This window comes from Janthinobacterium svalbardense, assembly GCF_002327145.1.
Taxonomy (GTDB): domain Bacteria; phylum Pseudomonadota; class Gammaproteobacteria; order Burkholderiales; family Burkholderiaceae_D; genus Janthinobacterium; species Janthinobacterium tructae.
Map to the genome: position 1 here is coordinate 3,349,549 of NZ_CP023422.1, position 22,699 is coordinate 3,372,247.

The 22,699-nt window shown below is 58.5% G+C and carries 19 protein-coding genes; 8 read left to right on the forward strand and 11 right to left on the reverse strand.

Annotated elements, in window-relative coordinates:
• Positions 1 to 34 precede the first annotated feature (34 nt).
• Complete coding sequence (locus CNX70_RS14855; protein ID WP_096235308.1) at positions 35 to 1,087, forward strand: NAD(P)-dependent alcohol dehydrogenase; 1,053 nt, start codon at positions 35 to 37, stop codon at positions 1,085 to 1,087.
• Positions 1,088 to 1,251: 164 nt separating this feature from the next.
• Here the strand turns inward: CNX70_RS14855 and CNX70_RS14860 are convergent, their stop codons facing one another.
• From CNX70_RS14860 to CNX70_RS14880, 5 genes are all read right to left on the reverse strand, one after another.
• Positions 1,252 to 1,815: a metal-dependent hydrolase gene (locus CNX70_RS14860; RefSeq protein WP_096235309.1), complete on the reverse strand. Its 564-nt coding sequence runs from the start codon at positions 1,813 to 1,815 to the stop codon at positions 1,252 to 1,254.
• Between the two features lie 200 nt (positions 1,816 to 2,015).
• A complete protein-coding gene (locus tag CNX70_RS14865) occupies positions 2,016 to 2,840 on the reverse strand; it encodes a hypothetical protein (RefSeq protein WP_096235310.1) in 825 nt (274 codons plus the stop codon).
• 155 nt (positions 2,841 to 2,995) lie between these two features.
• The gene (locus tag CNX70_RS28910) at positions 2,996 to 3,355 is read right to left on the reverse strand and encodes a DUF6434 domain-containing protein (RefSeq protein ID WP_341865573.1); all 360 of its coding nucleotides are present in this window, start codon (positions 3,353 to 3,355) and stop codon (positions 2,996 to 2,998) included.
• A 195-nt stretch (positions 3,356 to 3,550) separates the two neighbouring features.
• The gene (locus CNX70_RS14875) at positions 3,551 to 5,212 is read right to left on the reverse strand and encodes a PAS domain-containing hybrid sensor histidine kinase/response regulator (protein ID WP_096235311.1); all 1,662 of its coding nucleotides are present in this window, start codon (positions 5,210 to 5,212) and stop codon (positions 3,551 to 3,553) included.
• A 334-nt stretch (positions 5,213 to 5,546) separates the two neighbouring features.
• Positions 5,547 to 7,172 (reverse strand): response regulator, encoded by a 1,626-nt coding sequence (locus CNX70_RS14880; RefSeq protein ID WP_096235312.1) that lies wholly within the window; start codon positions 7,170 to 7,172, stop codon positions 5,547 to 5,549.
• Positions 7,173 to 7,523: 351 nt separating this feature from the next.
• Here CNX70_RS14880 and CNX70_RS14885 point away from each other — a divergent pair, with 351 nt between their 5' ends.
• Both CNX70_RS14885 and purL read left to right on the forward strand, forming a co-directional pair.
• Positions 7,524 to 8,591 carry a GGDEF domain-containing protein gene (locus tag CNX70_RS14885; protein WP_157751028.1) on the forward strand — a complete coding sequence of 356 codons (1,068 nt, stop codon included), beginning with the start codon at positions 7,524 to 7,526 and terminating at the stop codon, positions 8,589 to 8,591.
• A 190-nt stretch (positions 8,592 to 8,781) separates the two neighbouring features.
• On the forward strand, positions 8,782 to 12,819 hold the full coding sequence (gene purL, locus CNX70_RS14890; protein WP_096235314.1) for a phosphoribosylformylglycinamidine synthase: 4,038 nt from the start codon (positions 8,782 to 8,784) through the stop codon (positions 12,817 to 12,819).
• A gap of 103 nt (positions 12,820 to 12,922) precedes the next feature.
• On the opposite strand, the gene CNX70_RS28700 is transcribed toward purL, so the two are convergent.
• A complete protein-coding gene (locus CNX70_RS28700; protein WP_208624422.1) occupies positions 12,923 to 14,614 on the reverse strand; it encodes a cytidine/deoxycytidylate deaminase family protein in 1,692 nt (563 codons plus the stop codon).
• Positions 14,615 to 14,648: 34 nt separating this feature from the next.
• Positions 14,649 to 15,455: a lipid II flippase Amj family protein gene (locus CNX70_RS14900; protein WP_096235316.1), complete on the reverse strand. Its 807-nt coding sequence runs from the start codon at positions 15,453 to 15,455 to the stop codon at positions 14,649 to 14,651.
• 315 nt (positions 15,456 to 15,770) lie between these two features.
• On the opposite strand from CNX70_RS14900, the gene CNX70_RS14905 reads away from it, so the two are divergent.
• Entirely contained in the window at positions 15,771 to 16,226 is a 456-nt protein-coding gene (locus CNX70_RS14905; RefSeq protein WP_096235317.1) for a tellurite resistance TerB family protein, read from the forward strand.
• 34 nt (positions 16,227 to 16,260) lie between these two features.
• Here CNX70_RS14905 and CNX70_RS14910 read toward each other — a convergent pair whose 3' ends face one another.
• From CNX70_RS14910 to CNX70_RS14925, 4 genes are all read right to left on the reverse strand, one after another.
• A complete protein-coding gene (locus tag CNX70_RS14910; protein ID WP_096235318.1) occupies positions 16,261 to 16,758 on the reverse strand; it encodes a hypothetical protein in 498 nt (165 codons plus the stop codon).
• 90 nt (positions 16,759 to 16,848) lie between these two features.
• Positions 16,849 to 17,241, reverse strand: coding sequence for a hypothetical protein (locus CNX70_RS14915; protein ID WP_157751029.1), 393 nt, complete (start codon positions 17,239 to 17,241; stop codon positions 16,849 to 16,851).
• Between the two features lie 32 nt (positions 17,242 to 17,273).
• On the reverse strand, positions 17,274 to 17,723 hold the full coding sequence (locus tag CNX70_RS14920) for a hypothetical protein (RefSeq protein ID WP_157751030.1): 450 nt from the start codon (positions 17,721 to 17,723) through the stop codon (positions 17,274 to 17,276).
• Between the two features lie 185 nt (positions 17,724 to 17,908).
• On the reverse strand, positions 17,909 to 18,628 hold the full coding sequence (locus CNX70_RS14925) for a helix-turn-helix transcriptional regulator (protein WP_157751031.1): 720 nt from the start codon (positions 18,626 to 18,628) through the stop codon (positions 17,909 to 17,911).
• A 281-nt stretch (positions 18,629 to 18,909) separates the two neighbouring features.
• Between CNX70_RS14925 and CNX70_RS14930 the strand changes: the two genes are divergently transcribed.
• From CNX70_RS14930 to CNX70_RS14945, 4 genes are read left to right on the forward strand one after another with little or no spacing between them, the layout of a single operon-like run.
• Positions 18,910 to 19,593 carry a vWA domain-containing protein gene (locus CNX70_RS14930; protein ID WP_096235322.1) on the forward strand — a complete coding sequence of 228 codons (684 nt, stop codon included), beginning with the start codon at positions 18,910 to 18,912 and terminating at the stop codon, positions 19,591 to 19,593.
• 3 nt (positions 19,594 to 19,596) lie between these two features.
• Positions 19,597 to 20,355 (forward strand): PP2C family serine/threonine-protein phosphatase, encoded by a 759-nt coding sequence (locus CNX70_RS14935; protein WP_096235323.1) that lies wholly within the window; start codon positions 19,597 to 19,599, stop codon positions 20,353 to 20,355.
• Positions 20,352 to 22,349 (forward strand): hypothetical protein, encoded by a 1,998-nt coding sequence (locus CNX70_RS14940; RefSeq protein ID WP_096235324.1) that lies wholly within the window; start codon positions 20,352 to 20,354, stop codon positions 22,347 to 22,349. The genes CNX70_RS14935 and CNX70_RS14940 overlap by 4 nt, the downstream gene beginning before the upstream one ends.
• Positions 22,349 to 22,696: an energy transducer TonB gene (locus tag CNX70_RS14945; protein ID WP_096235325.1), complete on the forward strand. Its 348-nt coding sequence runs from the start codon at positions 22,349 to 22,351 to the stop codon at positions 22,694 to 22,696. Before CNX70_RS14940 ends, CNX70_RS14945 begins: the two co-directional genes overlap by 1 nt.
• Positions 22,697 to 22,699: the final 3 nt, after the last annotated feature.

Consider the following 22,699-nt stretch of genomic DNA (forward strand, 5'->3'; position numbering starts at 1 on the left):
CCTTCGCCACACACATATAGATACAGGAGTTTTCATGACTACCATCGCCAAAGGCTACGCCGCACTGGGCCCGACTTCCGCACTGCAACCGTTCACGTTCGAGCGCCGCGCCCCGCGCGAAGACGACGTGGCCATCTCGATCAAATACTGTGGCGTATGCCATTCCGACATCCACCAGGCGCGCGACGAATGGGGCGGCGCCGCCTTCCCGATGGTGCCCGGCCATGAAATCGCCGGCGTCGTCACGGCCGTTGGCGCCAACGTCAGCAAGTTCAAGGTGGGCGACCACGTGGGCGTGGGCTGCTTCGTCGACTCGTGCACCACCTGCAAGACGCGCAACGTGGACCTGGAACAGTACATGCCAGGCCTGATCCAGACCTACAATGGCGTCGAAGCCGATGGCAAGACGGCCACGCAGGGCGGCTACTCGGACAGCATCGTCGTCAAGGAAGGCTATGTGCTGTCGATTCCCGACAACCTGCCGCTGGACGCCGCCGCGCCGCTGCTGTGCGCCGGCATCACCCTGTATTCGCCGCTGAACCACTGGAAAGCCGGCCCTGGCAAGCAAGTGGCCATTCTGGGCATGGGTGGCCTGGGCCACATGGGCGTCAAGATTGCCCACGCCATGGGCGCCGAAGTGACGGTGCTGAGCCAGACCCTGTCGAAGCGCGAAGACGGCCTGCGCCTGGGCGCCGACCACTACTACGCCACCAACGACGCGGAAACGTTTACAAAGCTGGCCGGCACGTTTGATTTGATCATCTGCACTGTGGGCGCATCCATCGACTGGAACCAGTACATCAACCTGCTGAAAGTCGATGGCAGCATGGTTATCGTCGGCATCCCCGACGGCGCCGTGCCGCCGATCAGCGCCTTCGGCCTGGTGGGCGCGCGCCGCAGCCTGTCCGGCTCCATGATTGGCTCGATCAAGGAAACCCAGGAAATGCTGGACTTCTGCGGCAAGCACAATATTGTGTCGGACATCGAAATCATCCGCATCCAGGATATCAATGAGGCGTTTGAACGCGTGGTCAAAAGCGATGTACGCTACCGCTTCGTCATCGACATGGCTTCGCTCTCAGTGTAAAAAACGAACACCCGAGAAAACGCGCAGGGCGTTGTTAGCCGTATCTCATCCCGCTATTTATCGTTCATTAATGGATGCATAAATCTGATTTCGATAAAGGTTCGCTAGCCAAAGCCTGTTTGCGATACGTCCGTTCGTGGCAGTCAGGCGACATGGCGCATAGCTCATGAGACCGGGCCCTGTGGCGTTTTAAATTTTGACGAATAATAAATCCGCCTCCAGATAACAATACTGACGGCGGCGATTGTCGACGGTATCCAGACCCACTGAAGCTCGGACAGAAGAACCCGGACTCCGGTGGAACTGAAAAAGCGTCGAATACTCAGAGGACTTACTTCTATTACGCGTAGCGGGAAAAATAATCGTTCATCTGAAATCGGCCAAATTAAGGCGACACCGAGTCCACCGTTTGTCAGCATATCAAGTAACGCGTGCGAAGCGGTGGCAAAAAACATAAACGAAAATGCGTGCTTCTGCGATGAAGCCAGTTGCTTGGCAAAAATCCAGGCAAGCATGGCGAGTAGAAGCGCAAATACCAGGGAATGCGTCATGCCCCGGTGTCCCAACTGGTGGGCATAGGGAACGCCGAAGTGAAATGCGAGGACGTCTGCGTCAGGAAGCATCGCTGCAGTAATGCCGATCACAAGCAGGCGCCACGGAATCGCTTTGCGGCCCAAGGCAAGGCCAACTGCGAGTGGGACGACAGCATGCGAAATTATTGATGGCATAAAACTTCCATAGCCTGAACAGGCAAGATGACACCCTGCCTTCTCTTCCGGTCGCTACCAGTCGGCTGCTTTTGGCCGGTTGCCGTCGTTGCCAGGTTCCGCCCCATTGCGGACATTCAGATAATGACTACATGAAGCTGAGGAAATTTATCCTGGCTCTAGTGGTTCTATTGAACCGAATTGGCAGCTTAAGCTGTAAGTTATGAGTATTCGTCGGGGTGGCCTGCAGCTTTTTGCAAGATTGCCTGTAACATCTTTTGCGATGACTGCGAATTATCAAATATCGGTGAAATGGATTTATTTCCGTGATTTTGATTGGAATCTTCAGCAGGAGCCATTTTGCCCCACAGTCCTATCTGTTCTTTATAAAGACCATCAATGCTATCCCGGAATCCGTTTTGATAAGCTGATTTCTCAATAACAGGCAGGCCATCGAAATAGTCTAAGATACCCTTGAAAACTTCCCGATTATCGCCTCCATTTGTTATTTTCGAGAATAATTTTGAAAAATATGCCTCATCCTGTTTGCTAAGTTCTGCATAAGCTGCATAGCGCTCCGCCTCAGTGTAGTTTCCAGAACCCTCATACACTATAGCGCTAAGGTCATTGCGTGCAAATCCTTCATATGGATTAGGTAAAACTTTAGGCGGAAGCTTGGACAGCCCAATAGCGAAATCCAGAGACTTCTGACCTGATAGCAAACGATCAGGGTCATCCGAGTTCGGCAGCAAATTTTCTTTGCTGTAATTTCCATTGGCAAGAAGCTGACCGAATTTGTAAACATCGCTCTGTCCTTTTTCATACGTCGCTCTCAGTTCGTTTTCGGACAGAGGTGCAGCTCGCTCTCTATCTTCATCGAGTTTGTAAAGTGCCCGCGCAGAACTGGATATAGTAACGTTTACGGAAAAATTTGAATGGACGTCCGGCGAAGCAGATTGAAGAGGACTGCTCGGGAGAGAGTTTTTTTGTTCAGTCAATATTTCAGGAGCAGGACTGGATAGATAAGACTTTATTGCCAAGTTCATATGACGCTCCGGAATTTAATGTGCGATTAGCATATTCATTGAAAAATTCGTCAAATTTAATTTCATTCACTTATAAATGTTTTATTTGTTATTTGCAACTGATAAAAAACAAGAATTAATGCGCTTCATTTATTACGACATTTTTTTTAAATTCTTTAGCTGCCACAAAAATAAATGCCATATGAGCTGATTCGCACGGGCGCCGTGCGTTGCGTTAAGGTAAAAAATATTGGCTTTTGACATTTTCCGGCATTATGCGAGCGACTGCTTTTGGCCGGTTCCCGACTGTCACTGCGCCGCTTCCATTCATCCACCACATCGCCCATATTGTTAGCGACACCTTTACGTACCCAAGCCATCAGTTCGCGGTCGAACTTGAAGTATGGCCCGCATTGACTTGACAGAGACCGACGAACATTTTTGCGTGCTTTTGTACCCGTAATCGATTTCAGTTGCGAGCGATATCGTCCCGCCTGACCAGCTTGTTGACGTTGGGCGCTGATGGCGCGATGAATTACCTACCGGCTACAAAATCGCGAAGTCCTGAGCCGAGCCCAATGGATGACCATGCAGGTCCGGGCGTACTATTTTCCCGGCTCCACTCTACGTCCAATTTTCGGCGCCGAGGATCAATTCGGCCTCGGCACCACTGGCAGCCGCCCTTAAATCAAAGAGATGGCAGTGCTAAGAAATGGAAGATATTGCCTTACCTACAGTTGCTCGTCTGCATAATCGAGCGCCATGTTGAGTGACTCCATGAACTCGTCGATCTTGATCGGCTTGGTCAGGTAGCGGAAGAAACCGGCTTTCATGCCGAGTTCTATATCATGCGGAACCGCGTTGGCCGTCAGAGCCATGACCGGGATGTGCGCCGTCAGTGGATTGGCACGCAAGATTTTCAAGGCCTCGATGCCGCTGATGCCGGGCAGGTTGATATCCATCAGTATCACGTCGGGCAGTTGCTTGCACGCCACATCCACACCGGCGAGGCCGTTGACGGCGACCAGCAAATTCAGGTCGTCGCGCCGCTCGATTAACTGTTCAACCAGGTTGACGTTGGCCTCATTGTCTTCGACATACAGCAGCGTGCGCTGCTCCGCTGCTGCCTCGCTGCGCCGCGAACGGGCCGACGTCGCTGCGCTGGCACCGGCTGCTGTCAGCGGTGGCGCACTGGAAGCGTCGAGTTCAAACCAGAAGGTGCTGCCGGCGCCGGCATTGCTTTCCACGCCGATGCGTCCGCCCATCAATTCGACCAGTTGCTTGGTCACCACCAGACCGATGCCGGTGCCCTCGGTGTTGCCAGCCTCCTGACCAAGGCGGTTGAACGGCTGGAACAGTTGCGCCTGCTGCTGCTTCGACAGTCCGATGCCGGTGTCCGACACGCTGACACGGACCCGACCCGCGCTGGCCGCGCACGTCACGCTGACGCTGCCGCCTGGGCGATTGTATTTGATCGCGTTCGACAGCAGATTGATCATCACTTGCTTGATGCGGGTGCGGTCGGCATCGATATACATTGGCATTCCGGCTGGCGGGAAAAGCAACTCGATGCCATGCGTCTGTGCCTGCGGGGCGATCATTAGCTGGCAGTCGGCAAGCACTTCGTTCAGTGCCATCGCTTCCAGAGACATCATCAGCTTGCCCGATTCGATCGTCGCCAGGTCGAGAATCTCATTGATCAGGCGTAGCAGATACCAGCCACCTTTTAAAATCTGTTCAATCGACATTTTTTGTGCCGGTGTCGGCAACGGAGTGGCGGTTTCCATCAATTGTGCAAAACCGAGCACGGCGTTAAGAGGCGTGCGCAGTTCGTGGCTCATGCTCGATAGGAATTCCGACTTCGCCAAATTAGCTTTTTCGGCCGCCGCCTTGGCTTTTTCAAGTTCAATAGTCTTATTGTGGAGCACTTGCTCGATCTGCTGTCGCGCCGTGTTATCTGTGCCGATGAGCAAGTAGCCGATAATGGCGTCGTATTCGTCGCGCAACGCCGTGACCGAAACGATCGCCGGGAAACGGCTACCGTCCTTGCGAATATAGGTCAGTTCGACAATATCCTCGATGCCGCGCGAAGCTTTGAAAATCAGCGTTTCGAGGCCCGGCGTGACCGGTTGGCCCGATTCTTCGGACAAAGCATGAGCGCGGGCAATGATCTCCTGCGGGTCGGCCAGGCTATCCGGTGTTAGTTTGTTGAGCACATCGGCCGCGCTGTAGCCGAGCAGGTGTTCTGCGCCCACGTTGAATATCTGGATGATACCCAGCGCATCGGTAGCGATATACGAAAAGTTGACGCTGTCGAAGATCGCTTTTTGCAGAGCTTCGGTTTTCAGTACCGGCGTTTGTCCGTCAGGGATAATTGCTGCGAGTTGATTCATCGGGTGCCTGAGTGACGAGGTGATAGGGGATGTAACACCCAAAAAAATATAGGCGGCAGCATATCACAGACTATATTTTTGGTCTGGCGGAGGGTGGCAGCGGGCCGCAGATCTTTTCATCAGAAAGCGTCCAAGTAAAGTTTCCACGTTATGCACGCTTATTCGGCCTCTGGCGCGGTGCGTGAACTGCAAGTGCCGACCGGCTGCTTTGGGCCGACGTCAGCCTGCACCGTCTGCAATGACCAGCTTACTTGGCGGAATGACTACCTGGGCAGAATGCGACAGAGCCTCGCGCTGCATGCCCCGCCAGCCAAGTGGGAGCGGCAGGCAGGAGTCAGCTGGCAATACCATATTTGTGCTGCGTGGCCGCGTATTGCTGCTTGAGTGACTCCAGCTGCGGATGCCTGGGGTCGATCTTGCGGATCATCTGCATCTGGTGCTGCGCCTGTTCGGCCAGCGGCGCTTCCCAGCCCAGCATGTTGAGCTGGCGCAGGATGGCGTCGACGGAGGCGAACAGCACGGGCAGGTTGCCCGGCGTCTTGCGCAGGGCCTGGCGCAGCACGAAGACGGCGCCCTTGAGCTCGCCGCTTTCCGACTTGCTGGCCGCATCCTGCATCAATTCCTGCACCTGGTGCGTGATCTGCTGGCCCATGCCTTGCGCCAGGTCATGGCGGCCCGCTTTTTCAAATACGTCGACGGCCGCTTCCATCGTCACGTCGCTGTCGGCTTCGTTGACGAGTTTCATCATGACCTCGGAGGCGGCCTGCTCCAGGTTGTTTTTCAGGCAGCTCTGCACCAGGCCCACCTTCAGCTGCGTCGACAGGCCGCGCGCCGTGTCCAGCGCGGCGGCGGCCAGTTGCAGTTCGCTGGCGGCGGCGACGTCGTTGCCCGACAATTCATGCAGCATGGCGGCCGAGATGGCGCGGCAGGCTTCCACGTTGGCGCTGCCCCGCAGCGAGCGCTCCATGTCGCGCAGCACGCCGCTCGCTTGCGGCGCATCGCCTTTCTTGACCAGCGTTTTGACCAGGTTGACGTGGTCTTCCGGGTCGCGGAATTCCGAGTACTTCGCTTTGGTGACTACCTGCTTGTAGGCCCGTTCGGCCGCGCCGATATCGCCCGTGTCAAACGCGATGCCGCCCAGGTGGCGCAGGCGGCGCACCATGTGCGGCGAGATGGCCACCGCGTCTTCGAGGACTTTCTTGGCCTGTATCTGCTGGCCCATGGCTTCATGGTTTTGCGCCAGCAAATCGTAGGCGGCCATGAAGCGGGGATAGGTTTCCACCAGTTCCATCAGCGCCTCCTGCGCATCTTCATGGCGCTGCTGTTCGAACAGGGTGCGCGCCAGGCCCAGATGGGCCCAGGCCATGGGCCGCGTGGCCAGCATGTCGGCGTACAGCTGTTCCGCTTCCTTCCATTCATCGAGGGCGATGTGCAGTTCGGCGCGCAGGCGGGTGAAATCGGCCGCCAGGCGCGGGTGCTGCAGTTCGGCCGCGCGGCAGCTTTTCACGGCTTCGCGCAAGTCGCCCTTGTCGATCAGCTGATAGGTGGGCAGGAAAATGGCGCGCCGTTCGATGGCGCGCGCGATGCGTCCGCTCAGCACATCGACGGTAAACGGTTTCAATATGTAGTCGGACGGGGTCAGTTCGGCCGCGCTGATCACCTTGCTGTGGATGGCTTCGGAGGTCAGCATGATGAAGATCGTCCACAGGCCGATCAGCTTGTGGTGGCGCAAGTCTTCCAGCAATTGCTGGCCATCCTGGCCGTCCGTGCCACTACCGAGATCGTATTCGCACAGGATGATGTCGAACGGTTTCTTCATCAGCAAGCGGATGGCCGTGCCGGAATTGACGGCATATTCCACCTTGGTGATGGCCGCCTGGTTCAGCATATTGTGCAGATTGCCCCGCATGCTGGGATTCGGGTCGACGATCAGGACAGATAAGTCGCTAGTGTCTGGCATGGTTCAGCTCTCGTTCATCTGTTCGGTCATTTGCGGGAACTCTTCTTATAGGTATCTGCCTGGCAGTATTACTTTGTATCAGCATACTGCAAAGCCGGCCGACACTGCCAGCAAAATGCATGCAATCGGGCGCGTCGCGCGAGGGCAGGGACGCCCGGCGCCGTCCGGCGTTGTATTTCATGACGCGGGGGCGCTTGTGGCGGCGGCGGTGCCTGTTTTCCCGTCCATTCCTTGACTGGCGTGATAGTATTCTGAAAAATGCAACACTTGTTGCATGCCGCGCCATGCCGCGGCCAGGCATGCGCAAGGCTTTACCGGGCGCTTTATCTCTCTCTGGTGTCGATACCCGTCATGCGCGTTCCTGATCTGTCTACCCTGCGGCGCGTTGCCGTTCCCCTTGCATTTGGCGGCAACAGCGAACAGCAGCATACCTATTTTGCGGAATTGCACCGGGTCGGCCTGGTCACGCAAGTGATGGGCATCGTCGCCTACAGCATGAGCTGGCTGATGATGCCTGCCCCCTATCATCCGAACCTGCTGCACGCCGTGCTGGCGCTGCTGGGCATGCTGGTCAGCCTGGTGGCGCGCTATCGTTGCACCACCTTGCCCATGCTGACCGTTTCCGGCGCCTGCGCCGTGCTGGCCCTGACTTTCGGCCTGCGCACGATGGCAGACGCCGTCGATCACGCCAGCTTCTGGGTCTTGCCCGTGGGCGTCTTCCTGACCCTGGCCATCGCCTCCATCTTCAATGGCGGCCTCAGCTACCTTGCCGTGGTGGCCGGCATCTGGTGGAACGTGGGCCACGGCCTGTATCCCGTGAATGCGGGCTTGCCCGACCAATCCTGGGTGTCATTGATGATCGCCGTCAGCGTGCTGTTTGGCCTGGCGCTGAATGTCAGCTTCAGTTTATTGCGTTTGCGCAACTACCACTCCAGGGTGGAATTGACACGCCTGGCCTTCCAGGACAGCCTGACGGGCCTGAACAACCGCCGTATGTTCACGCAGTGCGCCCAGCAGATGCATGCCGCAGCCCATGGCGGCATGCTGCATTTCCTGATGATCGATATCGACGATTTCAAGATCATTAACGATCAGCAGGGGCACGATGCGGGCGACGAGGTGCTGGTGCGCACGGCCGCCATCATCGCCGACAAGGCGCAAGGCCATCTGTGCGGGCGCCTGGGCGGCGAGGAATTCGGCATCGTGTATGCGGGCAGCCGCGAAGACGCGCGCGCCTTTGCCGGCGCTCTGGTCGAGGCCGTCAGCGAGGCTTTCCATGCGACACAGTTCGTGTCGATCAGCGTGGGCGTGGCCGAGCTGGACCGGGGCAAGGAACTGGGCCACAGCTACCGGCTGGCCGACGAGGCGCTGTACCTGGCCAAGCGCCAGGGCAAGAACCGCTATGTGATCGCGGGATGATTGCCTGAGGGTGTTGTTGCCGTGTCAAAAATGGCCGCTGTGCGGGGCAAAAGGGGGGCAAAACCGCAAGTTCCGGTCATGAGGCAGGGGCAAAACGGGTATAATGCGCGCAAAGGAAATTTGCCGTACGAAAGATATTGTCATACCTACCTTTAACCCGCAGCCACGCTGCATCAACCACCTTCCAATCATGTTGATACTGCCGGGTTCCAATGCCCTGTCCCATTTCCGTAGCCACCGTCTGTTAAGCCAACTGCAAGTCGTCTCGCCTGCGATTGTTGCTGTACAAGCACGCTATGTCCATTTCATCGATGCCAGCGCGCCTCTCACCGACGACGACAGCACGCGCCTTGGCGCATTGCTGACGTACGGCGAGCCGGCCCAGGCTGACAATACGGAAGGCGCTGCCGAAGCATTCTTCGTCATCCCCCGTTTCGGCACGATCTCGCCGTGGGCCTCGAAAGCCACCGACATCGCGCACAACTGCGGCATGGCGCACATCAAGCGCGTCGAACGCGGCATCGCTTTCCGCATCAACCTGAAATCGGGCATCCTGGGCAGCGCCATTGGCGCCGGCAAATTGACTGAGGCGCAGTTGAACGCTGTGGCCGACCTGCTGCACGACCGCATGACCGAATCCGTGCTGCGCAGCGCCGACGACGCCAAGGACTTGTTCCGCACCCTGGAAGCGCGCCCGCTCGAATCGATCGCCTTGCTGGAACAGGGCAAGGCCGCGCTGGAAACGGCAAACATCGAGCTGGGCCTGGCGATGTCGGACGACGAAATCGACTACCTGGACGCCGCCTTTACCAAGGCCGGCCGCAATCCGACAGACGTGGAACTGATGATGTTCGCACAGGCGAACAGCGAACATTGCCGCCACAAGATCTTCAACGCCGACTGGACCATCGACGGCGTGGCACAGCCAAAATCACTGTTCGGCATGATCAAGAACACGCACGAACTGCAGCCGAAGGGCACCGTCGTCGCCTACAGCGACAACTCGTCCATCATGGAAGGCGCCACCGTCTCGCGTTTCTACCCGCGCGGTGAAAACCACGAATACGCGGCGTCGACGGAACTGACGCACACCCTGATGAAGGTGGAAACGCATAACCACCCGACGGCGATTTCTCCGTTCCCCGGCGCCTCCACGGGCGCGGGCGGCGAGATCCGCGACGAAGGCGCAACGGGTCGCGGCGCCAAGCCTAAGGCCGGTTTGACGGGTTTCACCGTCTCGAACCTGTCGTTGCCGGATGCCGTGCGTAGCTGGGAAACGGCCGCTTCCGTGACGGCGCCGCTGGCAGGCCGTAAGGATGCAGAGCAATACGGCAAACCGGAGCGCATCGCTTCGCCGCTGCAAATCATGATCGAAGGTCCATTGGGCGGCGCCGCATTCTCGAACGAATTTGGCCGTCCTGTATTGGGCGGCTACTTCCGCACGTATGAACAGAACGTCGGCGTCGACAGCGATGCCGTATTCGGCTACCACAAGCCGATCATGATCGCGGGCGGCATCGGCAATATCTCGGCGCAGCACACGCACAAGAACGACATCCCCGTCGGCAGCCTGCTGGTGCAGCTCGGTGGCCCGGGCATGCGCATCGGCATGGGCGGCAGCGCCGCCTCGTCGATGACCACCGGCAGCAACACGGCCGACCTGGACTTCGATTCCGTTCAGCGCGGCAATCCGGAAATGGAACGCCGCGCCCAGGAAGTCATTAACGCCTGCTGGCAAATGGGCGCTGACAACCCGATCATCTCGATCCACGACGTGGGTGCGGGCGGCTTGTCGAACGCTTTCCCGGAAATCACCAACGACGCCAAGCGCGGCGCGATTTTCGACCTGCGCAAAGTGCCGCTGGAAGAATCGGGCATGGCGCCGAAGGAAATCTGGAGCAATGAATCGCAGGAACGCTACGTGCTCGCCATCGCGCCGGAAAGCCTGCCCCTGTTCAAAGCCATGTGCGAACGCGAACGCTGCCTGTTCGCCGCCGTGGGCGTGGCGACCGAAGAGCGTCAACTGAAACTGATCGACCCGGAACTGGGCAACGAGCCGGTCGACATGCCGATGGACGTCTTGCTGGGCAAGCCGCCAAAAATGCAGCGCGACGTGGTCCACGTGGCCAACGCTTTCCCTGCCATCGACCTGACGGGAATGGACTTGAAGGATGTGGCGCAAAAAGTGCTGCTGCTGCCGACCGTGGCCGACAAATCCTTCCTGATCACCATCGGCGACCGCAGCGTGGGCGGCATGACCGTGCGCGACCAGATGGTGGGACCTTGGCAAGTGCCGGTGGCCGATTGCGCCGTCACCACCATGAGCTTTGAAGGTTACCTGGGTGAAGCGATGGCCATGGGCGAACGCACGCCGCTGGCCGTCATCGACGCCGCCGCCTCGGGCCGCATGGCCGTGGGCGAAGCCGTCACCAACATCGCCGCCGCCGCGATTGCCGACATTTCCGACATCAAGCTGTCCGCCAACTGGATGGCCGCCTGCGGCCAGCCTGGCCAGGATGCAGCCCTGTACGACACGGTGAAAGCCATCGGCATGGACCTGTGCCCGGCGCTGGGCATCAGCATCCCCGTCGGCAAGGATTCGCTGTCGATGCGCACGACGTGGACAGACGAGAGCACGGGCGCGGCGAAATCCGTCACGTCGCCGGTGTCGCTGATCGTGTCCTCGTTCGCACCCGTTCTTGATGTGCGCAAGTCGCTCACGCCGCAGCTGAAAACGGACAAGGGCGACACGTCCTTGATCTTGATCGACCTGGGCCGCGGCAAAAACCGCCTGGGTGCCTCGGCGCTGGCACAAGTCATGGGGCAGCTGGGCAATGAAACGCCGGACGTCGACAGCGCGGAAGACCTGAAAGGCTTCTTCGCCGCCATTCAAAAGCTCAATAGCGACGACAAGCTGCTGGCCTACCATGACCGTTCGGACGGCGGCCTGTACGCCACGTTGACGGAAATGGCCTTTGCCGGCCACACGGGCATGTCCGTCAACCTGGACATGCTGACCATGGAAGGCGAGCATTCGAGCGACTGGGGCGACGCCAAGAACTGGACGGGCCAGGTAGCGGAACGCCGCAACGAACTGACCCTGCGTGCCTTGTTCAGCGAAGAACTGGGCGCCGTGATCCAGGTGCGCGCGGAAGAAAAGTCGCTCGTCATGGACGTGCTGCGCACTTTTAACTTGGGCGCCTGCAGCCATATCATCGGCAAATTGAACGACCGCGACGTGATCGAATTCACGCGCGACGCCAAGCTGATTTACACCCAGCCGCGTGCTGATCTGCACCGCCTGTGGAGCGAAACGAGCTGGCGCATCGCCCGCCTGCGCGACAATCCAGCGTGCGCCGACGCCGAATACGACCGCCTGCTGGACGTGCAAGATCCGGGCATGTCGCCTATCGTCACGTTCGATCAGAACGACAACATCGCCGCGCCATTCATCGCCACCGGCGTGCGTCCGCGTGTCGCCATCCTGCGCGAGCAGGGCGTCAACTCGCACATCGAGACGGCGTACGTGATGCACCAGGCAGGCTTTACGGCTGTCGACGTGCACATGAGCGACCTGATTGCGGGCCGCGTCAAGCTGGACGACTTCCAGGGCGTCATCGCCGTGGGCGGTTTCTCGTACGGCGACGTGCTGGGCGCGGGCGAAGGCTGGGCGAAAACGATTCTGTTCAACGCCAGCCTGGCGGAACAGTTCGCGCGCTTCTTCAACCGAACGGACAGCTTCGGCCTCGGTATCTGCAACGGCTGCCAGATGATGAGCAATTTGAAATCGATCATCCCCGGCGCCCACGCCTGGCCCAAGTTCACGCGCAACAAGTCGGAGAAATTCGAAGGCCGCTTTGCCATGGTCGAAGTGATGGACTCCCCATCGATCTTCTTCAACGGCATGACGGGCACGCAAGCCGGCATCGCCATCGCCCACGGCGAAGGCTACGCCGACTTCTCGCAAACGGGCGATATCACGCAAGTGGTCAAAGCCATGCGCTTCGTCGACAACAAGGGCGCCGCTACCGAAGCCTACCCATACAACCCGAACGGCTCGCCGGAAGGCATCACCTCCGTCACCACGCCAGACGGCCGCTTCACGGTGCTGATGCCGCATGCTGAACGTGTATTCCGCAGCGTCCAGCAGTCCTACCACCCTGAAGCATGGGGTGAGGATTCGCCGTGGATGCGCATGTTCAGGAATGCACGGAAGTTTGTGGGGTAATTAGCTCGCTTGCAGGGCAGCGCTGGAGTTCAAGGCGCTGCTGGTGGTGTAGGAATGAGAAAGCCGCTGTCGGGAGACCGCGGCTTTTTTCTTTTTACTATTATCAAGCAGGGATGCCTTTTGGGACTATTTCTGGTGCGAGCGCATTCAACTCATCTTTGTAGGCCATAATTGGTGAGTAAAGTTTATGGAACGATCTTCCAATGGCGCCTGAGAATAGCTCCATATATGGATTTGATTCCCCGCCTTCTATTATGTGTGCAATTGAAATTCCGGGGTAAGGATCAATATAAAATATTTTTCTGATTCCTAGTTGATAGGCTTTTTTTGCGCATAATTCACAAGGGCTTGCCGTCGTGAATAGAAAGCCGCCATAAATTCCCTGTCCGCCATATTTCGATATTTGCAAAAAAGCATTTTCTTCCGCGTGTAGCGATCGTGTATGAACTTGATTATTGGTTTTATATATCGAATTAAATTCTGACTTGAAACAGTACGATACATTTCGTCCGGTCGCTGCGATTTTTATGTATCTTTTGTTTCTTTCTTTGAAGTTATTTATATATGTTTCATCGTTTTTCTCATAATTGCTGAAGGCAATTTTATCCAATCCGCTTAAGAGATCATCTCTATTTCTAAGATTGCATGGGACATGTCCGTGTGGCGTGTCGTTCCAACCTATTGCTTTCACGGAAAAATTATTGTCTGTAATTAATGCGCCAACTTGACGAGATATGCAGCCGGAGTTTAATTTTGCAGTGTAGGCAATTTGCATACAACGCTCTAGTGCTGTTGGTGTAATAATTCCTGGGCGCTTCATTAACGAGATTAGACGTGTAATTTGATTTGTGAGATTGGTCAGTTTTCCTACTCTGCTATCTCCATCCGGGTTGCTTAAATAAATATCCGCACGTTGAAGACATCCTTGAATATCTTGCATGGAATATGTGCTTTCAACCTCAATATCGCGATTGGCATACTCTGTCGAATCTATGGATTTTATTTCTTTTGCAGAAAAGTTCTGTAAGGCGAGTCTTATGAGCCTCTGCTCATCAGGGCAAGAAACTGCAACTAAATGAAAATTTGTTATTCTGTCTTGTAGAAAAATTGCTTCTAGAGGGTTACGTAAGGCATCAACAGCAATCAGGGATTTTCGCCCTAAAGTCTGATTGCATATCATTAGTTCACTTATGACGTCGTGAACATGTTTCACTAGAGAGAAAAATGCTCCTTCTTTTACCTTGCTATCAAAAGGAGAGCCAGAAAAGCGAATATTTGATCCAAATACTTGATATAGTGGAACAATAACAGTTTCACCTAGCCTTGTTTTTAATTCGTCACTTTTTTTGGGTAAATATTCCGTGTAAAATTCGACAATTTGTTTTGGGTCTTTTCTTTCATATATTTCTTTGCAGTGAAATTCTAACTCTAATAGTATTTCTCTTGCTGCTGAATGTACATCTTCTTTTCCTGGTGTTGTTGATTTTATAAATTCAACTGCTTTTTTTACGCCATTCTTAATTAGTAATAAGGTTATTATTGATCTTACTTGAATTATTTGAAATGGGTGCCATGTTTTTGTTAAGTGGCGATATACTATTTTCTGTTTCCTTTCATCGTTGCTGCTTGGATTGTCCCCTTTATATAGGCTGTGATGTAATTCACTAAGATCTGATCTTAATATTGATGCCACTGTTGAACATCCACTTCCGGTTCTTCCGGTGAGGCCAATAACTATATGATCATTGTCACCTTCGTAGATGTTATTTATTGCTGACTTAATATATTGGCCCATGACTTTCCTTTGTTTTTAATTATTGAAAGCTTACCTATAACCCCTTCGCCACCGCCACAATCACCACCGCCGACGGCACCAGCAAAAACTGCGCAATCAGCGTCCCCGCCAATCTGCTCCCGACCAGCCACACCACCGCGCGGCGAAACTGCGATTCTTCGATCTTGCCTTCGATGACGTCATCCGTCATGCCCGACATGTGCGGGTCGATGAAGACGGCCATCATGATGGTGGCGCCGCCGTTGATGATGGAGGACAGGGTGCTGGAGGTGACGCGTACGCTGGGGTCCAGCACGCCTGCGTATAGCGCCGCGAAGACGCCCACCGTCCACAGGGCCGTGGCGATGACGTTCATGGCTGTCATGGAGATGGATACGCCGGATTTCTGGCGCAGGCCTGTGACGTTGGCGGGCTTGGGCAGGCTGGCGGAGGTCTTGAGGTAGGACAAGCCGCCCTTGAAGACGGCATGCAGCAGCAGTTTGGGCACCGACCTGTGCACCTGGAAGTGCTCGACGGCGCGGCAGAAGGCGCGCTGAAAGGTGGGGATGAGTATGGCGCCCAGTATCGTTGCCAGGCTGGCGGAGAACAGCAGCCAGCGGAAGTCTACCAATAGCGTGCTGGCGGCAACATGCTGGTCTATGCCTGTTTCCACACGCTTGGCGAGAAATGGTCCCAGGAAAGAGTTCGAAGTCCGCGACAGCAGCATCAGAATGCTGAACAGGGCCAGCGACACGGCGATGCGCCGCGTGCGGATGCCGGCGATGCGCACTGAGTAGGCGAGGGTGCCGATGATGTGGATGATAAATGTCAGTGCGCAAATCAACAGCAATTGCTTGTCCATCACAACCTTGCAGTAAAGAAAATGTCATTCCATGCTGCCATGAAGTTACTTATTTTTCAACTGCAAAGAAGATAATTTTATGTGATTGGGGTTATGTGCTGGTTTGTGTGGAGTTGACTGAATTTCACCCCAAGGCAGAAACTGGGGTCAGACCCGACGGGTCTGACCCCGGATTTTGCCTGTGGGTGAGATAAATGCCGCCAGTGAGCGTATGGCGTGGTTTCATTGCTTGTATTTCAAGCTTACACCCTCAACTACCTTGGGTAGCGGCACGACTTGCCGCTCGACATGAACCAACAACCCCGGAGGTACACCATGAGTTTCGATTCCTTTCTGTCCAAACTGAAGACCAAAGCCAGTGAACTGAAAACGGAAGCCCTGAAGTACAAGAACAAGGATTTCCTGAACGCCGCCATGGCGGGCTCGGCCCTGATCGCCATGGCCGACGGCAGCGTCAGTGCGGAAGAGAAGCAGAAGATGGTGAAGTTTATTGAAAGCAATGACGCGCTGTCGGTGTTTACCACCACGGACGTGATCAAGGCTTTCCAGGACTATGTGGGCCAGCTGGAGTTCGACAAGGATATCGGTGAAGCCAAGGCGTATCAGGCGCTGGGCAAGATGAAGTCGAATGTGGAGGCGTCGCGCCTGCTGGTGCGCATGATTATCGCCGTCGCTTCGTCGGACGGCAATTTCGACGCCAACGAGCAGCGCGTGGCCAGCAAGATCGCGCGCGAGCTGGGCTTGACGCCTGCGGAGTTCGAGCTGCAGTAAAGCCAGGCCAGCCGGCCCCGGCTGGCTGGCTAGCTTAGCTCTTGTCCCACCACGGTGGCGCGCTCTCCGAATAGGTACAATCCTTCTTCACTTCGCTGATCCTGTAGCGTATCTCGATCACCTGGCCGGGGGTGAACGGACCGCGTATCCAGTCGCCGGAATTAAAAACATAGGCCTTGCCATTGATGCAGCGATCGGTCGGTAGGTCGCCGATGGGGCCGGTCGAACGCAGGGTGACGCGCGCTTCGCCGTTTTCATCGAGCGGTTTGTCGCTGCTTGCATACAGTATCTCCATGCCGATATCGCAGACACTGGTGCTGCCCACCTTGCTGCAGCGCTTGATATACGTTTGCTGGCGCGCCATGACCATGTGATCCTCATGCCGCATCGGCTTGCCGTTGTCATAGGTAAAGCGCAGGATGACTTGCGTCGGGGCGCTGGAAGGATGGCGCTCGGTGCTGGTGCAGGCGGCACTGATCAGGGCCAGCAAGGGCCAGGCCAGCAGGCGCAGGCTGCGGCGCAGTATTGACAAGGATTTCCTGCCGGATGGATGCTGCATGTGGCGTTGCCATTTGTCTCATGAACGGGGCGCCGATGATAGCATGCGTGCGCAGCCGTTCCGTCAGGACGCGCCGTGATTCAGTTCCTGCAGCACCTTCTTGCACAGCACGCCATAGCCCACGCCTGTGCCATGCCTGTGCGCGGCCCGCAGATAGGCTGCGCTGATGTCCTGCCACTGCACGCTGCCGGGCAAAGGATGTAGATCCTCGTCCAGCTCCATTTCAAAATGAATGAAGTGGCCATCGGCGCTCAGCAGCTTGCCGCACACGGCGGGCATGCCGGGCCAGGCCAGCCGCAGGTCGAGCATGAGGGCCGCGCCCAGCGCCACGCCATGGCTGGCGGCGCACTGGCGCAAGGCGTCGGGCAAGGGGCGCGCGCGCCACCAGGCAGCAGTCTGTCTGATGGCGGCCAGGGTCTGCGCGTTTTGCTGCTGGACAGAGTATTGCTTGCTCATGGCGTCACCCATGCGGCATGCCGCTTGCCGCCTCAACGTGATGCCAGGCCCATGTTTTGCACGTGGGCGGGCATGATCTCGCCGCTGGCCAGTTTCTCGGCCGGCACCAGCATCAGCACTTCGCCACCCACGCTGCCGTCGTCGCGCAAGTCGATGCGCATGGCCAGTTGCCGGTCGAGCGCCACGAAGCTGTTGCGGCCGCTGGCGATGATGCGGTGTTCGTCCTGGTCATCGATGCGTGCATACATGATGGCGCCGACGCTGCTCGCATTGCGCAGGTAGAGCACCTGGCCATTCGACAGCTCATAGCCGCCGCGGAACGGGGAAAACTCTTGCGCATTCATAAAGTGTTTGTGGGCCGGCAGTTCGATCGTCTGCAGGCGTCCGCCTGGAATGACGACGGTCTGGCTATCGGGGAGCGATTGCGCATTTGCCAGCAGGGCGCAGACGCCCATTGTGCCGGCCAGGAGCCATGTTTTCATTTTTTTACCCATCCTTGAACTGTGGTGCCGTCCGCTGCCGGCGCGGCGATGTTGATGTGGGTGCCAGGGAAATCGAACCGGCTGGTGCGCAGACACTGCTGTCTTACTGGCAAGGCGCGGCCAGCCGGTCTTGCCAGTGTAGGCAGGCAAGTTGCCCTGCGCATCATCCGATTGGATGACGGGCTTCATGCATCGAGTATGGCCAGGTGCGCCGTGGCGCCGTGGATCAGGGCGATCAGCTCGCCCTGGCGGCGCGTATCCGTCTTCAGATAAGTGTGGTGCAGATGCGTCTTGACAGTATTGACGCTGATGCCGCCGCGCGCGGCGATTTCTTCGATGGTGGCCCCTTGCGCCAGCGCCTTGCCCACTTGCGCTTCGGCTTGCGTCAGGTCGAACAGTTGGCGCAAGGCAGGAACAGACGTGCTCGCTTGTGTGGGGTCGCGCGCGATCAGCAGCGCGCATGGGGGCTGGCAAGCGCCAAGCGCGGTGACAGTCAGGGCCAGCGGCGCTTGCTGCTGGCGCGCCAGGCGCAGCGACTGGCATTGCGCGGCACAGCCGGCGCTGGCGATCACCAGGCGCACGGCGCGCACCAGGGCGGGCGGGGCGGCGTGTGCCAGTTGCGCCGCATGCAGGGCGTGGCCGGCGGGGGTGGCGAAGCGCAGCCCGAGGTTGGCGTCGAGCACCAGCACGGCAGCGCCCATGGCGTCGAGCGCTGCCAGCGCGCAGTGGCTGGCCAGTTGCGCCTCGCGCAGGCGCTGCTGCAGGAACAGCGCGCGTTGCAGATGCGGCAGGAGCTCCTGCCATTGCTGGCCGCTCAAGCCAGCGCTGTCGAGCTGCGGCCAGTCGCCTGCGCCGCAGGCAGAGTCGTACAGGGCGCCGATCAGTTTGCTTACATCTGTTGCCATACCCATGCTGGCCCCCAATCCTGATGACATCAGTGTGCCGCAGGCGTGCAGGTGCGGAACTGGGTAAGGGCGGTGTTGCGCAGCGATTCGCCCACCTTTATGAGGAAGGTCTGGTCGCTGCCATCTAGCCTGGGCAACTTTCAAGATAGTACAAAGATAGTGCTGCTGCAATGGCGCGCGCAAATCTGCCTGGATAGTGTTCTGTAGGAAACTCGCGCGGCGAAAACACGTTCATGATGTAAGATTCCCACTATGTCCGATTTCACATTTACCGATTGCCCATGAGTTCAATAATGATTCCCGATGTCGCCCTGGTCGACAATACCGAACAACGCACGCCGCTGGTGCTGGTGCTGGACTGTTCCGGCAGCATGGATGGCGAACCCGTCGCGCTGCTTAACGAAGGCCTGGCCTTGCTGGAGCAGGAACTCAAGTCCGATGTGATCGCCGCCAAGCGCGTGCGCATCCTGGTGATTCAATATGGCGCCCACGATGAAGCGGTGGTGGCCAGCAACTGGTGCGACGCCATGGATTTCACGGCGCCCCGCCTTGAGGCGAACGGCACCACGCCGACCGGCGCGGCTGTGGAACTGGCGCTGGCGGAAATCGAGCAGGAAAAGCAGCGTTTCCGCACCGCTGGCGTGGCGTACACGCGGCCATGGCTGTTTTTGATGTCGGACGGCGAGCCGACGGATCGCTGGCAGCAGGGCGCCGAACAGGCGCGCGCGGCCGAGCAGGCGAATAAAGTGGCGATCTTCCCCATCGCCGTGGGCGACCATGCGAATATCGATACCCTGGGCGAATTTTCCAGCCGGGGCGAGCGGGGCGTGAAGCAGCTGAAGGGCTTGCAGTTCCGCGAACTGTTCCTGTGGCTGAGCGCCAGCATGCAAGTGGTGTCGCAATCGCGTCCCGGTGCGCAGGCGCAACTGGCCTCGACGGACGGCTGGTCCGTCGTCAGCACCTGATCCATGACCGCAGTACAGAATACTTGGCGCGTGTTCGGCGCGTCCGTCACGGGCAAGGCGCACCTGGATAAAGCCATCCCTTGCCAGGATGCGCACGCGCACGCCGTCGTCAGCGGCGTGCTGGTAGCCATCGTTTGCGATGGCGCCGGTTCGGCCCGCCTCAGCGAACAGGGCGCGCAGTTTGTTGCCGCACAAACCGTGCAGGCGCTGGCCGCACGCCTGGAGCAGGGCGCCACCGTGCAGGATTTGCATGACGGCGCGCTGGCGGGTACCCTGGCGCAAATCCGCGCCGCACTGGACGACATCGCCCGCGCCGCCAACGCCACGCTGGACGACTATGCTTCCACGGTCGTCGGCGTGGTCATGGGCGCCGACACGGGCTTCTTTTTCCACCTGGGCGATGGCCTGGGCGTCGCCCAGCTGCTTGACGGCGGCGAACTCATCTCGCTGCCGGCCAACGGCGAATACGCCAACGAAACCTATTTTATCAGCGGCGAGCGCTGGCGCGAACAGCTGCGCCTGCTACCGATTCCACCGTCCGTGCGCGGCGTGGTGCTGATGTCGGACGGCTGCATGCCCTTTGCCATGAGCAAGAACAATGCAGCCTTGTACGCGCCCTTCATGGATGCCGTGCAAGGCTATTTGCGCACGGTCGAGAGTGTCGAACTCGGCAATGCGGCGCTGGCGTCCACCCTGGCCGACCCGCGCACGCACCAGATCACGGGCGATGACAAGACCCTGCTGCTGGCCTTGCGCGCATGAGCAAGAAGCAAGGCGTGACACCGGGCCTGAGTCCGGGTGGCAAGATCTGGCTGGATAAAGTCCGTACGCTGGTGCTGGGCAAACTGATTAAAAGCGGCGGCGCGGGCAGCGTGTATCTGTTGCCCGGTGCGCCTGCGCAGGTTGCCAAGCTGTACCACCCGCACCTGGACCGGGCCGCCAACCGGCGCAAGCTCGAAGCGATGCTGGAACTGTCGCCCGAGTTGCCCGATCAAGTGGAAAACGGCAAGCGCTATGTGCAGATCGCCTGGCCGCAAGCGGCCGTGTTTGACGGCCAGGGCGGCTTTGCCGGTTTCGTCATGCCCTTGCTGGACATGGCGCAAACGGCCGAGCTGGAACAGATCATGCAGGAGCGGCAAGCGCGCGCGGCCGGCTTGCCCACGGGACTCGGTCCCAAGCTGACCCTGGCCGCCAACCTGGCCGCCGTCATCGATGCGCTGCACCAGCAGCAGCATTACGTGGTCGATTTAAAGCCCGTGAATCTGCGCTTTTACCGCGATTCGCTGTACATCGCCATGCTCGACTGCGATGGCTTCAGCATCCAGGGCCATGCGGAGCGTTTTCCTGCCGAGCAATTCACAGCCGACTACCTGGCGCCGGAATTCCAGCGCAAGGGCATGCCGGCGGGCACGGAAATGGCACAAGACCGCTTCGCCCTGGCCGTTGTCATCTTCCAGTTGCTGAACTTTGGCATCCACCCGTACAGCGGGCGGCCCGGCAATGCGCAAGTGGCAACCGATATTCCCGGGCGCATCCGCGACGGCTGCTATGCGTATGGCGTGAAGCGCCACAAGCAGCTGGCGCCGAACGCCACCAGCGGCCACGCGCTGATGCCGCCCGAACTGCGCGCCATGTTCGACCGCGCCTTTTCCCCTGCACCGAAGTCGCAGCGGCCGTCGGCGGCGGACTGGGCGCAGTTGCTGCGCGGCTATGCACAGCGCAGCGGCGGCAAGCTGGTCGTGTGCAAGGTGAATGCCGAGCACCAGCATTTTGCGGGCCAGGGCTGCGCGGCCTGCGCGCGCGACAAGGTCATCGTCGCGGCCGGGCAAGCCTCCGCGCAGGCGCAGCAGATGCAACTGCAACAGCAATCGTTGCCGCAGCAGCGCAGTACGCGCGGTGCGCACCATACGGCGCCGGGGCAGGCGCCCGTCACCATCCCCATAGCGGGCAACACTGGCGGTGGTATCACCGGCAAGGGCTGGGCCGTGGTGGTGCTGCTGATCGTGCTGTTCCTGATCGGCTTTACAGCCTGGACCTCGTCGCCCGATGAAACCAAGGCCAAGGCCAGCTTGCAGGCGCAAGCCGAGCAAGTGGCTGGCCGCGAACGCTTGTCCTGGCGGCCGCGCAAGAACGCCAGCTTCCAGCCGTCGGACGCGCGCAAGACCGTGCGCAGCCTGTCGCAAGCGATGACCAAGGGCGACGATGGGGCCGTCACGCGCGGCTTGCAATTGCTGTACCGGGCCGGCGAGGACAAATCGTCCGCTTATGGCGGCGACAAGGTGCGCGCCCAGCTGCGTACCACTTTGATGGAAGGCCTGGGTGCCATGCCGGGTTATGCCCCCGCCTTGGTCGATACCTATCTCGACCAATTGCAAGCCGATCCGCGCGACCACTTGGCGGCGGCGGCCATGGGCCGCATGCACCTGAGCCTGAACGAGCCGCAGGCGGCGCGCCAGTATTTCGAGCAAGCCGTGTGGGCGCGGCCCACCGATGGCGTGGCGTGGTTGGGTATGGCGGCCACGGCGCTGCTGCGCGGCGGCGATGAGCAGGACGCCGTGAATCTGGTGGCGCTGGCGCAACTGACGGCTTTCCGCTACGCGGTGCAGAACGCCATGCCGACGGAACCGGGCGAACCAGCCGACAATGGCGTCGAGCGCACGGCGACACGCATGACGCGGGCCGCCCAGGTGCTGCGCCTGGCTCAGGGGGGGCCTACCAGAAGCGCTGGGACAAGGCGCTGGCCGACGGCGCGCTGATGGCGACCAGGCTCAAGTCCTTGCCACCGTTGCCGGACCAAGACGCCAGCGTGCAGCGCGATACGATGGCCACCGCTACCTATGGCGTGCTCGATGAAAGAAATTCAACAGGCGAATACCGCATGACCCTGAGCATCGCTGCAGACGGCAGCTTGACGCAGGTGGTGGCAGAACTGCCGCAGGAAGCGATGCACAACAAGGCCGTATTGGAGAGTGTCAAGCGCTGGACCTACGAGCCTGCCGTGAAGCATGGTCAATTGAAGGACGCCAAGATAGATGTGATGGTGCGCTACCGCGACGGCAGGGTGAGCTTCGTGCCGGACCCCGTGGCGCGCGCCGAGAACTAAAGG